The organism is Puniceicoccus vermicola (assembly GCF_014230055.1).
GTDB classification, from domain to species: Bacteria; Verrucomicrobiota; Verrucomicrobiia; order Opitutales; family Puniceicoccaceae; genus Puniceicoccus; species Puniceicoccus vermicola.
The window spans coordinates 1-14,272 of sequence record NZ_JACHVA010000022.1; the positions used below are offsets into that span (position 1 = coordinate 1).

Annotated in this window: 14 protein-coding genes; 2 read left to right on the plus strand and 12 right to left on the minus strand. The window is 53.4% G+C overall.

Annotated features, from left to right (window positions below; translation table 11 throughout):
- Positions 1–71: 71 nt before the first annotated feature.
- The 4 genes from H5P30_RS01665 to H5P30_RS01680 all read right to left on the minus strand — a co-directional run bounded on the left by H5P30_RS01665 (position 72) and on the right by H5P30_RS01680 (position 1,986).
- Complete coding sequence (locus H5P30_RS01665; RefSeq protein WP_185691223.1) at positions 72–392, minus strand: MafI2 family immunity protein; 321 nt, start codon at positions 390–392, stop codon at positions 72–74.
- A gap of 615 nt (positions 393–1,007) precedes the next feature.
- Positions 1,008–1,217, minus strand: a complete 210-nt coding sequence (locus H5P30_RS01670; protein WP_185691229.1) for a hypothetical protein — start codon at positions 1,215–1,217, stop codon at positions 1,008–1,010.
- Positions 1,218–1,342: 125 nt separating this feature from the next.
- Positions 1,343–1,624 carry a hypothetical protein gene (locus H5P30_RS01675; RefSeq protein ID WP_185691230.1) on the minus strand — a complete coding sequence of 94 codons (282 nt, stop codon included), beginning with the start codon at positions 1,622–1,624 and terminating at the stop codon, positions 1,343–1,345.
- Positions 1,625–1,728: 104 nt separating this feature from the next.
- On the minus strand, positions 1,729–1,986 hold the full coding sequence (locus H5P30_RS01680; RefSeq protein ID WP_185691231.1) for a hypothetical protein: 258 nt from the start codon (positions 1,984–1,986) through the stop codon (positions 1,729–1,731).
- A 417-nt stretch (positions 1,987–2,403) separates the two neighbouring features.
- Here H5P30_RS01680 and H5P30_RS01685 point away from each other — a divergent pair, with 417 nt between their 5' ends.
- Positions 2,404–3,717: an integron integrase gene (locus H5P30_RS01685; RefSeq protein ID WP_185691232.1), complete on the plus strand. Its 1,314-nt coding sequence runs from the start codon at positions 2,404–2,406 to the stop codon at positions 3,715–3,717.
- 528 nt (positions 3,718–4,245) lie between these two features.
- Here H5P30_RS01685 and H5P30_RS01690 read toward each other — a convergent pair.
- Positions 4,246–5,199 (minus strand): acetylxylan esterase, encoded by a 954-nt coding sequence (locus H5P30_RS01690; protein ID WP_185691233.1) that lies wholly within the window; start codon positions 5,197–5,199, stop codon positions 4,246–4,248.
- 749 nt (positions 5,200–5,948) lie between these two features.
- Here H5P30_RS01690 and H5P30_RS01695 point away from each other — a divergent pair.
- Positions 5,949–6,722, plus strand: coding sequence for a LamG domain-containing protein (locus H5P30_RS01695; protein WP_185691234.1), 774 nt, complete (start codon positions 5,949–5,951; stop codon positions 6,720–6,722).
- 38 nt (positions 6,723–6,760) lie between these two features.
- Here the strand turns inward: H5P30_RS01695 and H5P30_RS01700 are convergent, their stop codons facing one another.
- From H5P30_RS01700 to H5P30_RS01730, 7 genes are all read right to left on the minus strand, one after another.
- The gene (locus H5P30_RS01700; RefSeq protein ID WP_185691235.1) at positions 6,761–7,753 is read right to left on the minus strand and encodes a VWA domain-containing protein; all 993 of its coding nucleotides are present in this window, start codon (positions 7,751–7,753) and stop codon (positions 6,761–6,763) included.
- A gap of 38 nt (positions 7,754–7,791) precedes the next feature.
- Positions 7,792–8,226, minus strand: coding sequence for an ExbD/TolR family protein (locus H5P30_RS01705; RefSeq protein WP_185691236.1), 435 nt, complete (start codon positions 8,224–8,226; stop codon positions 7,792–7,794).
- A gap of 18 nt (positions 8,227–8,244) precedes the next feature.
- Positions 8,245–8,667 carry an ExbD/TolR family protein gene (locus H5P30_RS01710; protein ID WP_185691237.1) on the minus strand — a complete coding sequence of 141 codons (423 nt, stop codon included), beginning with the start codon at positions 8,665–8,667 and terminating at the stop codon, positions 8,245–8,247.
- A complete protein-coding gene (locus H5P30_RS01715) occupies positions 8,664–9,440 on the minus strand; it encodes a MotA/TolQ/ExbB proton channel family protein (RefSeq protein WP_185691238.1) in 777 nt (258 codons plus the stop codon). The genes H5P30_RS01710 and H5P30_RS01715 overlap by 4 nt, the downstream gene beginning before the upstream one ends.
- A 21-nt stretch (positions 9,441–9,461) precedes the next feature.
- Positions 9,462–10,598 (minus strand): tetratricopeptide repeat protein, encoded by a 1,137-nt coding sequence (locus tag H5P30_RS01720; RefSeq protein ID WP_185691239.1) that lies wholly within the window; start codon positions 10,596–10,598, stop codon positions 9,462–9,464.
- Entirely contained in the window at positions 10,588–13,707 is a 3,120-nt protein-coding gene (locus H5P30_RS01725) for a tetratricopeptide repeat protein (protein ID WP_185691240.1), read from the minus strand. Before H5P30_RS01725 ends, H5P30_RS01720 begins: the two co-directional genes overlap by 11 nt.
- A 171-nt stretch (positions 13,708–13,878) precedes the next feature.
- Positions 13,879–14,112: a hypothetical protein gene (locus H5P30_RS01730; RefSeq protein ID WP_185691241.1), complete on the minus strand. Its 234-nt coding sequence runs from the start codon at positions 14,110–14,112 to the stop codon at positions 13,879–13,881.
- Positions 14,113–14,272: the final 160 nt, after the last annotated feature.

Below are 14,272 nucleotides of genomic sequence, written 5' to 3' on the forward strand. Positions count from 1 at the left end.
AACGTCAAGAGGAGGGATGCTGAGTGAGCGGAGCGATCTCGGCATTCCTCTCGCTCGCCTTGTTAGCGTATTTATTTTTCAATTTCATATTCTCTCCGAGCAAAAACCAAACCATCTAATACATCGATATCACGAAGTAGCTTATCTGAGAAAAAACATTCTTCTTTCACTTTTTTTATTTCTTCTTTTGAGGATGTATTTGCCAAGATTTCTGTCATCACCATTGAGCACGATTCTCGATCAAAATCTGTAGGTTCTTTTTCTAGATAGTAGCGCAGTGTGAATTCTTTTGAATCTGTGAACTTAACCGCTATTGCTCGAATCGAAGGGTAGATTTCCCCGATAAGTGCGGATTGAATCCAAATACGCAACCAATGTGGAATCGATTTCATTTTTTTTGCTAACGCTGAAGCCATACGCGAAGGTCAGCGCGGAGCGATGGCCGGAGTTGTATGGGCTGACTGGTTGGACCATTCTTTTCTTCTCATCTCGAAATCTCCAATGGTCTGATTGTTTCGAGTTCAGGCCAAGACTCTACGTCTCTTCCATCTATCGACCAAGCCTCTAGTTCGGTGATGGATCCATTGCTTTCCCATAGCGTGATTCCCACCATGCCGGTTTCTGTGTCCCCACCTTGGAAGTCTGCTAAAATCGAACTTTCTTTTTCTCTTTTAGCTCCAGACGTGAACATTACAGTTGGGCAAGATCCGCATCCACATCGTCCAAGGACTTGAAGCGAATCTAGTTCTTTCTCTCGTTCTGGTTGAGTTTCAGAGATCAGCTTTCGGAGAATCGCTCTTTCCGATTCGGAAAGTTCACGATTGATGGGAATGCTGTAGGGAAACGTATTCAATTTTCTATTTCGTCCAACGTAGGTGATAGACGCCCGACCTGAGAGGTTAAGCGTGCAAGTGATTATAAGTATTTTCAGGCGGGTTACTCGGGTTGTCTACTCACCCTGGTTCTAAAATTTTTTGGAGAGGCCATGGTTTTTATATGTGATTCTTTTAATTTTCTCTTCTTCTCTTGAAGTAGTTAAAGATCAAGAGGAGGCCTATTATGGCAAGCAGGACTCCATGTATTCTTACGTGAATTCCTTCTTCAATTGCGCCTGGAGATTTCCTTGAGTGAACCCAGCCGTTTATCGCGAAAATCGTTCCACTGAGTGCAAGAAGTGCACCGAATGATAATGCGAGTAATGTGGGCTTATCTTTCATTCGTAGAACGTGGAGCACTATCGCGCCTGTAGCGCGGAGCGCGAAAGGAGTTGATAGCTGCGTCTGGATCTATGCTCCATTTGGTCAGTTGGTTGTGGTTGCATCATCGGTGATTCCGTCTCCTTCTAGAATCCGGAAAACAGAGAAGCTATAATTTCAAAAATCATAGCAACCCCCTCGACGACTAACTCCATTATGGCTGCTAGGATTTCTAAGAAGCCATCCGCGCTTTCAGTAAATGCTGGCCCGACGATTGACGCTAGCGCAGCAGCGTAGACAGCCATGAATACGAAAGTAAGCTCGAAGATCAAAACCAAGATCGTGGTAATCAGAATCGTGAATACTCCTAAAGCGGCAAAAGCCCTTTGGATAGTCCCGTGCTTTCGCTTCTTTTGTTCTTCATTCATTTTTCTGTAGATCGTAGAGAGGAGTCGATGCGAGGCCAAGCGATTTAGCTCATCACGAGCGCGTGAACTCGCATTGACTCGCTCGACTGGTTCTAACCAGCCCTTCAGTCGGTTGAGATTTCAGTTTCAACATAGAGATGACATTCATCGCATACAAGGAATAGAATATTTCCTTCAAAGCCTGTTGGTCCCATCCACTTCTTTTTCATTTTCTTTCCGCATTTCGAACAACTCGCACTGGGTAATAGAGTGAATTTCAACTTCGACAGTATGGCGCTCTTTTTCTCCTCGATTCTCTCTGTTTCCTTTTCATCCAGATAATAGAGCAGTTCTGGGTATTCAGGATGATTGAGAGTCTTCATTTCTTTTCTTAGAACAGTGTTATCTCTCAAACTCAGTTTGAGATAACCCGGAGGGGTTGGAGGGTTGAGTCGTGACGTTTTTCACGGATTTCGGCGTGTGCTTGAGGATTGTAAAGCTCTCGTATCAGGCAAGATGTGGAGCCTTGACCTTATCGGAGCAAAGCGAGAATCTGGTCCGATAGCAAGCTCGATCTTCCGGCAAATACACAACTCAGGGAGCGGTTCCCGGGATGAGTTGAGGATATGACGGAAAGTAACAATGATTGAAAGGGCTGATTCGATTTCGTAAGATCCTATTACTTAGTGGAATAAGAATTACTTTGAGCCGGTCAGAAGTGGCATGGCGCCCGGAAAGTACTCAACTCAGGCGATTTACCGGTGGACTTTAAGTGAAATTATGTTCACTATCTCTAAATTATGAATAAACTTCATTTCCCTCGATGGGCCGAGGTGCTGGAGCAAAGCAACCTGCCTGAATCGGAGCGAGGTAGTTTTCGGGTGACCTTGCGTTGGTATTTGAGCTGGTGTCATCGACATTCCGTAGGATGTACATTCGATTCCGCTCGGGAATTCGTGAAGTGGGCGTGCGAGGAAAAAAATCCAAGTTATTGGATGGTAGAACGTTGGCGTGAAGCAATTCGGTGGTTTTTCCGGACCGGTAAACAACAAGCGAGTGGAGAGTGCCCTCAGAAATCGTCCAATGCTTCTGGCTGGTGTAAATATCCGGGAACTTTTCCCGCTAACGACACCGATGCGGAAAGGGTTGTGTCTACGAATAATGATGAGAAAGAGATCCTGGCTTTGATGCGAAGACGCGGAATGGCGTTGAAGACGGAGCGAACGTACCTGCGCTGGTTTCGGGATTTTTCGCACTGGAGCCATTTGACTTGCGGTCGGGAGATAAGCCCAGAGCAGATAAAGGGCTACCTAACTTTTTTGGCGATGGACCGACTTGTTGCCTCCTCGACGCAGAAGCAGGCGCTCAATGCACTCGCGTTTGTGGCTCAGAGTGTTTTCGAAATTGATCTTGGCGATATCAGCGACTTCTGCCGTGCGAAAAGTCGGAAGAAGATTCCGGTGGTGATGAGCAAAGATGAAATGCGAGCGTTTTTCTCCAAGCTGAGCGGCGAACGTCTGTTGATGGGAAAACTTCAGTATTCGGCGGGGCTTCGAGTCTCGGAACTTTTACGCCTTCGGGTGCAAGATATGGACCTGGAACGAAACCAGCTGGTAGTGCGTTGTGGAAAAGGAGGCAAGGACCGAGTCGCCCCGATGTCCGAGCGACTGATTGACGAAGTTCGTGGGCATTTGAGGAAGGTTCGCGATATTTTCGAAGAAGATCTGAAACGAACCGACTTGGATGGAGTCTATTTACCGGAGGCATTGGCCCGGCGGCACTCGAATGCGGGAAAGGATTGGCGTTGGCAGTGGCTTTGGCCGAGCCGCGAGATTTCGAATGATCCCCGCAGCGGAAAGCGAAGGCGGCACCATGTCTTACCCCAAGTTTATCAGGGGGCGATTTCACAGGCGGGAAAACGTGCAGACCTGAACAAGCGCGTGACCAGTCACACCCTGCGGCATTCGTTCGCAACGCACCTGCTCGAAGGGGGAACGGATATCCGGACGGTGCAGGATCTTCTCGGGCACAAGAGCGTGGAGACGACTCAGATTTATTTGCATGTGATGCAGAAACCGGGGGCGGGAGTGAGGAGTCCTCTGGATTCGTTGTGAATCCCCTCCCCCTTTGTCGGGATCTGTAAACGAAAGAAGGACACAGATCCGCTACAGTTCTCCTGAAACGATCCGTTCCCCACTCTCATTCTATCGGGAGGGATCTGGTGCCAGCCGAATCCAAGCACAAGGCGTTTCATCCGCACGCTTCCCACTGGGAACCGGCTGGGTTCGGCGGGGCCTCCGTTCTCTCTCGGAGCGCGGAATTCATTCCGCCCCGCATGCCTCTCCGCCTCCCCTCTCCTACGCGCTGCTCCACCGGGGCGGAATGAATTCCGCGGTCCGTGGTCGAAACTTCGAGATCTATTCCGATGCGTTCGAATTTCTTCGGGAAAGTAGTAGAAACGGCTATCGCCGTTACTCCCCATGGTTGGGAAGTAAAAGAAACGGCTGTCGCCGTTCCTCTCCGATGGTAGGAAAGCGTAGAAACGGCTGTCGCCGTTCCTCTCCAATGATTGGAAAATAGTGGAAAGGGCTCTCGCCGTTCCTCTCCCCTTTTTCAGTCCTCCGGTCTGTTTCTTTCGCCAATCACCTGAACCAACGCTGTAGCCGGGCAAAAACGGCTGCGTCGTCGAGTTCGTTGCCGGCGAGCTCGAAATGGGCGGCTTGGCGAAGATAGAGTTGTTTCGGGCTCTGGATGGCGTTGTAGATGGCGAATTGGCCGGGGGGCGGGACGCTGGGATCGAACAATGCGGCAGCGACGAAGACGGGAATCTGAATCCGGGCGGCAGCGGTAGCGGCGTCAAAATATTGGAGGACCTCGAGGATCTTCGCGCCCTCCTCGAGATATTTTTCTCGGACGGCGGCCCCACTCCCCGTGCAAGGCAGCGTCACCCGCAACGGGTGATTGCCAAAACTGGGAATATTGAGATAGGCCCGTTTGAAGCGAGCATCCCACGGGAGCAACAAGGCTCCGATCCCACCTCCAAAACTGCCGCCGTGGTAGAACAATCGTTCCCCCACCTGCGGATAGAGTTCCAAGAGGGCCGACGCCGCCAACCAGTAGTCGATCACCGATCCCAGGTGGGAGTAGGTTTCCTTCGACTCGATACCGGTCAGCACATGGGCTGAAGCCGTTCCAGGGAAATTCAAGGAGGCGGAGAGATGAAATCCCCGGGCGCAGGGGAAAATGCAAACCGCATTCTCGCACGGAAGCTCATAAATCGGAGCGTCTCGGCCTCCGTATCCATGCCCAATGACAAAGCCGCATTCCAATCGTTCCACATTTTTCGGAACCGTGAGCCAGGCACCGATGCGCTCTCCCTGGTAGGAATTGTAGTAAACCTGAAAGACATCGACATTCTCCGCCGGAGAAACCGCCGGGCCCACGTCCAGATTCATCGGAATTTTCAGTGCCTTCTCGTAGGCACCCTCCCAGAATTCGGCAAAATCTTCCGGTCCTTCCGGAGCCTCCACCGCCAACAGATCCTCCAAGGTGTACCCGTATTCCGGATCAAAATCAAAATCGTGCTCTATCTTCATAAACTGATCCGAGCAGCCTAGCGTGAAGGTCTTGTGCCACGCAAGCGACTTGCCGAGGGATTGACGAAGATTCGCCCGAGCTTGTGCTTGGCGGACGTGGGCCGAATGTCTCTCGCTTGCGCCAGGTTACTCGGCCTGCTTGTAGAAAATAAGGCTGAGTCGAAACCCCTCCATCCCGCGTCCGCGGGATTCCCCTCCTACTCGTAAGCATATCCTTCCAACAAGACAGGAGAGCAACACGGTCTTGAACATTCTTTTGATAGAGAGGCGACTTTCCCTGTGGTTTGACTTGGTTCGATTGCTCCCGACTAAGGCCGAAGGTCTTATTTACCCGAGCCTCGGGCGACGCCCGAGTAAAACGGATGGGATAGTTGGTAGGCTGAATGTCCTACCTCAAGCGCTCCACCAAATGCTCTAAAGCACGCTTTCAGCGTGCCCATTTCTTGCATTGGGATCCTCGGGCGTTGCCCGAGGCTAATCTTGAAATTGCGCTTTCAGCGCACCGATGGACGTTTACGAATCCAGAGAAAACCTTACCCCAATCTAAATTTCTGGTCATAGGCATCGCCGTCGACTCGAAGAGACGGGAAGAATATGTGCAAGGATATGCTCTCGTAGGAGGGGGCCAAGGCCCGATGCTAGGGAAGTTCTGTTGTTCGGGTCTGTCATTCAACTTTTGCCCCCTCCCCGCTCCTGCCTTACCGACCCAAGGCTTGCTCTCGGGATTCCGATTCACAGACTCCCTGCGCATGGAAAAGGTAAACCCCAACCACATCCTTCCCGACATCACGCCCGGCGATTTTCCCGGGCTGGTTTCCTTCTGGAATTTTCAGGAGGACGGCGAGGACTTCGGCACCACTCAGGGCGAATCCTACACCCTACGTTCTCAATCCGGCCCCCTTTCGGTCCATGAGGATCCGACCGCTCCCCTTGGCGGAAAGGCCCTTCAGATCAAACGGGGCCAATGGATGAACATCGCCCGCAAGGACTGTCCCCTCCTCGACTTTCACGGTCCCGACGGGCACCTGACGGTCATCGCCTGGATCAAGCGAAAGAAAACCGAGCACCGAAACTGCGAGTTCATCGCTGGCCAGTGGAACGAGAGCGACGGCGGTCGCCAGTACGGACTGTTCCTCAACATTTCCGTGTGGCAGCAACAAGATCAGGTCTGCGGCCACCTTTCGAACGTCGGCGGTCCGACTCCCGGTTACCGCTACTGCATCGACGGCCCGGTCGGGGCTACTCCGGTCGGCTTCGACGAATGGAGTGTGGTCGCCATGACCTATGACGGCACCCAGGGCTTCTGCTGGCTCAACGGACACCTCGACGTCCGCCCTCAACTCAACCCCTACTCCATGGCAGGAGGCCTCTTTGACGGGGGATCCCAGGGTTCCGATTTCACCGTCGGGGCGGTGGATCGCAGTGGCGAGATCGGCAATTTCTTTTCCGGAGAGATGGCGGGACTCGCCGTCTACCGCCGCGCTCTCAGCCCCGCGGAGATTTTTGCGCTCAGCCAGTTGTGAGTTGAATCGCGTCTCCGCTCAGCGGAAACAACCCGGAATCAATTCACCTCAGAGTAAACCCCGTCATTCTCGGCCGCGAGTTGCTTGAGGAAAGCACGGCCGTCCTTGCTTTTGTAGGAGAGCGTGTTGATGGGAACAACCTTCCCCTGATCCTTTTGGAGCTTCCTCACGATTTTCAGAACCTCGGCATCTTTCTTCTCGGTGGGATCTCCATCCGAAAGAAGAATGATGATATTCGGCTCCATATCGAAGGCCTCCTCCAGAGCGAGATCGGTTCGAGTTCCAACATGCTGCCCTTTCCGGAATTTCTCAAAAACTTTGTAAGTCACTTTCTTCCCATCCCGCTTGGCATCGGCGATCGGCTCCGAGGGATCGAGCCTCATCAACCATTTTTCGGCAGAATCGATCTTGTCCTCGGTGGCTAAGACAAAGTCGCCGCCGCGATACGTGTCCGTGCTTTTCGAAAACGCGATGATATTAAAGGTTCCTACATCCTGAATGGATCGCAGTGTGCGGATGAGCTCCTCGACCACCGTCCGGTAGCCGTCCACGCCTCGATCCCCGAGAACCATACTCCCGGACATATCGATGACGAAAAGCATGCGCTGCGCATCGGATTTCATCTCCTTTCCGAAGAACTCTAAGCTCTCGACATCAAGCGCCATCTCCCGGATCTGCATACCTCCTCCGCTACCAAATCCCCCACTCCCCCGACCGTAGCTGGAGTTGTTGGCGATGTTTACATCAATATCAAGGGCGGGAATGGAAACGTCGGGAGAATCGACGACAATTGGATTCGGCCGGGGTGGCGAGCTCGATTGGGTGCGCTGCTCGAGGTTTACAACATACTCGGGCTCCTGCTGAGGCACCTCGACAATCTCTGGAGCTTCAAAGGTCTGATCTTCCCGAGTGATACTTTCGACGATTTTGTAAGCACCGAAGCCAATGATCGCGACGAGGTGCAAGGCGACACTGATAATGATGACGAGAAGCAGAGCCCGGTTGCGGGCGAAAGCGTTGCTGATGTTCATGAATGAAAATCTCCGATAAATGGGGGTTGGGTCTATTCCTAGTAGTCGCCGAAGGAGACATATTTGATGTCTGCGGCGGCACAGGCATCCAGAACTTCGATCGCCTTGAAGTGGGGCGAGAGCGGATCGGCGACAATGACGACGACGGTTTTCTGATCCATCCGGTCCGAGGTCGCCTTCACCCGGCGCAAGGTAGCAATCAGGCCATTCAGGGTAATCCGTTCCGCAGGACTGGCGATGGGACTGCCGTTGAAGAGAACACTTCCGTCCGGGAGGATGTCGATGACGTGGCGGTTGGGCAGTTCGTCACTGGCCTTGGCGGCGGTGCTCGTGGGCAGTTGGATCCCGAGATCGGCCTCTTCCTTGATCAGCGAGGTGGTCACCATGAAGAAAATCAAGAGCAGGAAGACCACGTCGATCATCGGCGTGAGGTCCGGCTTCAGTTTGCCGGAGAGTATTTCCTCGGATTTCATGGGGTTTGCTTCCTGGGGTTATTTATCACTTTGGTAGGCCGCAAAGATCACGTTGCTCAGCCCCGCGTTGGCGCAGGCCTGCATGACGTCATTCACATACTGGTGCTCGGTGGAACTGTCGGCTCGGAGGAAAACCCGCACCGTTGGATTCTCCTCACGGGCTTCGACCAGGGTTTGCGCGAGTTCGTCCAGGCTGACCGAGTTGACGCCCGAGTAGAGCGAGCCGTCCGCAGCCACGGTCACGGTCGTCCGATCCCCGTAATCTTCGGGAATCGTCGAGTTCAACGCCACCGGCATATCGATCGGATGCTTCTCAGCGGTGATCATGTTGGCGACCGTCATGAAGAAGACTATAAGCAGGAAGACGATGTCGATCATCGGCGTGAGATCGACCTCTCCGTCGTCTTCTTCGACGGACCAGTTCTTAAACTTTTTCCTCATTTGCCAGCGGCTCGTAGCAGATCGGCGTAAAGGCGACCGAGGACCAGATTCACCTCAGCGACGATCTTGCCGTAGCGGTTTCGGAAGAAGAAGAAAAAGAACATCGCCGGGATCGCGATCGACATCCCGGCCGCCGTCGTGATCAGAGCCTCCGAGATATTGTCCGCCAGCAGCTCCGGCTTCCCCATCCCCTGGGCGGCGATGGTATTGAAGGCCTTCACCATCCCGGAGACCGTTCCGAGCAGCCCGACCATTGGGGAAAGAGCAGCGATGATCGAAAGATAGCTGACTACGACAAAACTACCCGAGAGCTCCTTGCTCGAAGCGTTTTCGAAGGCCATTTCCACGGCTTCTGCCGAGAAGCTTTCCTTCCGGACCTGGTCCAGTCCATGATTGAAGGTGTTCGTGACCGGACCGGGATTGTTCCGGCAAATCTCGTGGGCGCGTTCAATATCCATCTCGCTGACCGCAGCGTCCAACTCTTCGATCACTTGATCATCCACAAAGGACTTTCGGCGAATGACCAAAAAGTTGTAGACGGCAAAGCCGAGGGTGCCGACCGAAAGGATCCCGAGTGGATACATGGCCCACCCCCCAGCCGCGAGCATATCGAGCAAAGTCTTGTCAGGAGGCGGAGGTGTCAGCTCCGCCAGCTCCTGTTCGGAACCCGCGGCCGCACTATCCGCCGCATCTTGCGCAGCCAGCGGAGTGGCCAAGTTGAAGAGCAGGAGAGATCCCAGGCCCAGTAAAAATAGATTGAGGTGTTTTTTCATGTTAGCTTCGGTGGAATTTGATCAGTTGAGGATTGGTTCATCAGCCCCGCCAAACTCTTGCCGGTATTGCTCCAGCCAAGGATTTTCGGGGTAAAAGATTGCGAACTCGCGGGCGAGACGACTGGCCGCTTCTTCCTGGCCAGACTCGGTGTAGCCGACGGTCAGCAAGTAATAGAGTTCGGGCTTGAAGGAGGCCTTCACGGTGGAGAGGACCATGGCCCGCGAGAGGTATCGTAAAGCTTCATTCGTATTCCCCTCGGCGAGCCCCAAGCGACCGCGGGCCAAGCAATAGGTGAGAAAATTCTCATCCCCCCGACTCAGTTCGGGAACTTGATCGAGCACCGCGCGGGCTTCCGCTGCCTGATTCTCGACGGCCTTACTATAACCCGCCCAGAGGAGACTTTTCTGACGAAGAGCCTCGTCTTCCGACTGGGCCAGCGTTCCATAAATCTTGCTGGCGAGTTCGTGCGCACCGGCGGTGCGCGCCGCATCCGCGACCGGGAACCCGATCCGGGCCAGGCTCTCCGCATCCAAGGACCCGGAAAGCACAGAAAGCATCTGCTCGGTGGCCTCAAGGTCGTTTTCTTCAATCGTCCGGTAGACCAGATTCTCGGCGAGATCGAGAAAGTCCGTCGAAAGATCATCCCAAGGCATCTCCATTGAAATCGCCACCGCTTCCTCCAAATCGCCCGTCAGCACGAGTGCCTGGTAGTAGTTGTAAAAGAGAATATGGAGATTGGTTCGAGACGGAGGTATCTGCAGAAGCCAAACCAGCGGAGCCATCTTCGGCCGCAGGCCTTTCAGCATGGGCCGGTAATCACCACGGGCGGCACTGGCAACCCACTGATCCATCGGATCCGGTCGTGGAACCTTCACAAAGATCCCCTCCCCGTCCACCGGCACAATCGCTTCCGAATCCGGAAGATTCGGAAAGGCGATCACGAGATCCCCCTCCTCCATTCCAAGAATCGTCTGAGGCTGATCATTGAGATCAAGCACCGTGGCGGGCATATCCAGCGTAAAAGTCTTCGGCGGTTGCGGAGCAGGCGATAATTCGGGCAAGTCCGTATCCTGAGCTCCCAACGTGGGGAGGCAGAGAGCCGACACTGACAATGACAGGAGCAATCCACGGCCCCAGAATCTCAAATTACAGTTCATACTTCTCCTCGATTTGTTGATAGGCCTCTGTGTCCGCCATCACCGAGAGGCGGGTTCGGTATTCTTCCAAAAGCTGCTGCACGCTCTCCTCTTCCCCAAGCTCCTCAAGAGTCAGGAGATCATAATAGTAGGCCCACGAAACAATTTCTGCATAACCGCCATAGGCAACAATGAGCCGTTCAAAAAATCCATGAGCTTCCTCCAACTGGTTCTCGCGGCGATAGGCCATTCCCAGCTCGAGGTGCGCCTTGGCGTGATCCTTTCCCTTCCATGCCGGATTGCGAAGAACCTGCCCCAAGGTATCGATGGCATCTTGATCCCGTCCCAGCTGCGACAGAACCATCCCTTTCTGAAGGTAGGGCTCCGCATCACGGACTTTCATCGCATAGCGCTCAGTCACCGTATTGTAATAGGTGAGCGCCTGCGCCCAATCCTCGGGGTCCCCCGATTCCTCCGCGATTTGAACGGAAAGGTCCCCCAAGGCCAAAAGAGCCTCGTAAACCGAATCCGACCATGGATGAAAACGAAGGATATTCCTGTAGAGAGTGATCGCTGTCTGCGGATCAGAATCCTCGTATTTTTGGGCTTCCCAAAGGAGAACAGCGGGCGGAGCTACCTCGAGGGTTTCGAGGTCGAAATGGAGTTCTGCCGGCTCGTCTGAAAGCTTGTCCAACGCCATCTGCGCCCGCATCTGAGGCACGAGTCTACCATTCGCTTCGGCCTCCATGAGAATCGGCTCGAAAAGGGCTGCAGGGCTGTAGGGTTCGAGACTGGAAACTCTCTCGGCGTATTCATCTCTCAGCACCTGCAACTCGACCAGCGCTTCTTCGCGGGTCACATCGGAGTCGATCGGAGACCGCGGAGCCATCGTTTTCGGATCCAAAGGACGTTCCGTTTCGATGATCTTCGAACGAAAAGCCCGATCCCGAACCAACAGATTTGCCAAAGACTGGTCGACGTATACCCCTTCCGCACTTTGCATGTACTGATATTGGTAGACTCGATCGGTCAGGAATTTCCTCCGGAATTCATCCTCCTCCACCATTCGATCCAGCAGAGCTACAGAATCGTTGAATGAACGCTCATATCGTTGATAGTCCTCGACGTAGACATTGATGAGTCGATCCACCGCATAGCGGTTTCGATCCCCAATCAACGAGCGGATGGCATTTCCGTGAATTTCAAAGCGTTCACCCAAACGATCCATTCGTCCCAGGATCATCCCCATTCGGAAATAGGCATCTGAAATTTCGCCTTCTTCGCCATAGGTATCGACATAGGCTTGGAGGACCTCGACCGCTTGCTCTGGCTCACCCGAAGCTTCGAGCACTTCGCTCAACGAAAAGGTGGCTTTTGAAAGGAACGAGATATTTTCGGTATGATCTGCGACCAAGCGGTAGTGTTCAGCTGCCTCCGCGAAGGCTCCCCGATCCCGTTTGAGGTCCCCCAGGTAAAGTTCTGCTTCGCCCCGCAAGGAACTGTTGGGAAATAACCTAACGAATTTAGCAAACTGCTCCTCCGATTCGCCACGCTTTTGCTCCCCGAATAACGTAATGGCATACCGATACGAAGCGTCTTCATAGAAAATACTGTTTTCGCCATAATCCTCAAGGAACGTGCGAAATGTGTTGGACGCTCTCGGATAGTCGGCGAGCAAGAGATCGGAGAGCCCCAGCCAATAACGAACCGCCTGAGTCGATGGCTCTTTGCCGTCCAAATCCGAGCGCATGGTATCCATGTAATCGCGAAGCGAAGCATACTCGCCCAATCGGACGTAGAAACTCCCCACGACGTTCATCAACTGTGCTACCGTCCGTTGATTCGGAGAGTCCTCCATGTATTCTTCAACGAGGGCCAACAGAGACTCCAAGCGATCCGAACGAGAATAGAATTGAGCGAGCCCAAGGACCACCTGCGCGCGGAACCGATCATACCCTTCGTTGGCCAGGTAATCCTTCGCCAGCTGTTCGGTCATGGGATCATCCCCCAAAGCGACAGCCTCCCCGTAGGCCGTGTAGAGAAAATCCTCCACCTGCTCGTGCTCTGGGTAATCCTCATAGAGATGAATGAAAGCCCAGAGCGACTCCCAGGTTCGATCCGTCTCCTTGTAGACCCGCGCCATTCTCCAGCGCATGTCGACATCATATTCGCGGATCGCCTCCACCGCGGCCAAACGAGCCTCGGCTGCCTTCAATTCACTATCGATCACCAGATACGACTCGCTCTCGGGATCGAGAAAACGGATATCGGCTCGAAGACTGCTGACACGTCGCTCGTAAAAATCGACAATCTCGGCCCGACTTTTGACAAACGAGTACAGGAGAATTGCCTGGTCGTATTCACCTTTCTCGAACAATTCGTCACCCGACTTTAACAACGTGATATTGAAAGCGGGATCATATACGGCCTCAAAACGACCGGTCAGATAACGGAGGTAAGGTAGAATCTTCTCTGGTTGCCCGAGAGCCAAATATCCTTGTAGCAACCATGCGGCAGCTTGCGATCGTAGTTCCGGATCCATAGAGGATTCCGCAAAAATCTCTTGAAAGAGAGAAACGCCCTCCCCGGCCCGATCGCTGGAGATATAGAGTGATGCCATTCGATCCCGGGCCTGATTTCGAAAGGTCCAGCTCCCGCTGTTGCGGTAAAGCCAATCATATTGCTCGATGGCTTCGTCCGGACGTTCGAGATCCGCGTAGACCCCTCCCAGGTTGAATCGAACGAAATCATAGCGCTGCCCCCCGGGAAACTTTTCAATGTAGGCTTTGTATTGCTCCGCCGCGTTTTCAAGCAATGTAGAGTTCCCACCTTCCGCAAACTCGTCCTGGTAGGAAAGCCCGAGAAGAAAGAGATAGGGCTCCTGATCGGGCTGACCTTCCGTCCGCTGAACCAATTCGACCAACTCAGAGCGTACTCCAATCAAACCATTCGGAAGTTTTCGCTGCAACTGTCCGATTAACGAAGCATCCGAGATGTCGCTCAGCGACTGTCCAGACAGGCCCTGAACTCCGGCAACCAACAAGTGCACCATCACGAGCAAGCCCCAGGCTCCGCGTCGTACTTTTCTTGCATAGAGAACCGAGGTTGGAAATGGGGATGAGGATTTCATTCGAGTGAAAAACGGGGAAATTTGATAGAGGTTTTTCGCCAATGCGGACCGAGGGGGGTATCGGGACTACCGCGTCAGAGAGTAATCTCAACAAACTGTAACAAATGGGGGATTCCCTCAACTAGGCGCTAGGTTAACGAATTAGATTTTTTAATCTGTGTCATACCGAATTTAGTAAGGTTTGACCGTTATGGTGCAGCGCAGAATCGAAGCAGCGCAAGGCGCAGGGATCGTATTCGTATCGAGATACGCTCCGATCTCTGCAACGCCGCGACCTTCGATTCTGGGCGCATCCCCCTGGGACGTGCGGGAAATGAGCCTGAGCAGCGTTAGCCCAAATGGCACGGGTCGCAGACCCGCCTCCAATTGGGCCGCCTCGCTCAGACTCATTTCCCATCCCGCCATAACTATCAAAACTTCCTCAATTCGGTATGAGTTTCTTAAATGCGGATGTACTCCCTCGCGCACGTCGGATCTACGCCCGGTTTTCCGACCTTTTGGGCCGAGACAACGTGAATTTGGAGGGGATGGAGCCCTTCTACGCTCTGCGAGCTACGCAGGCCGA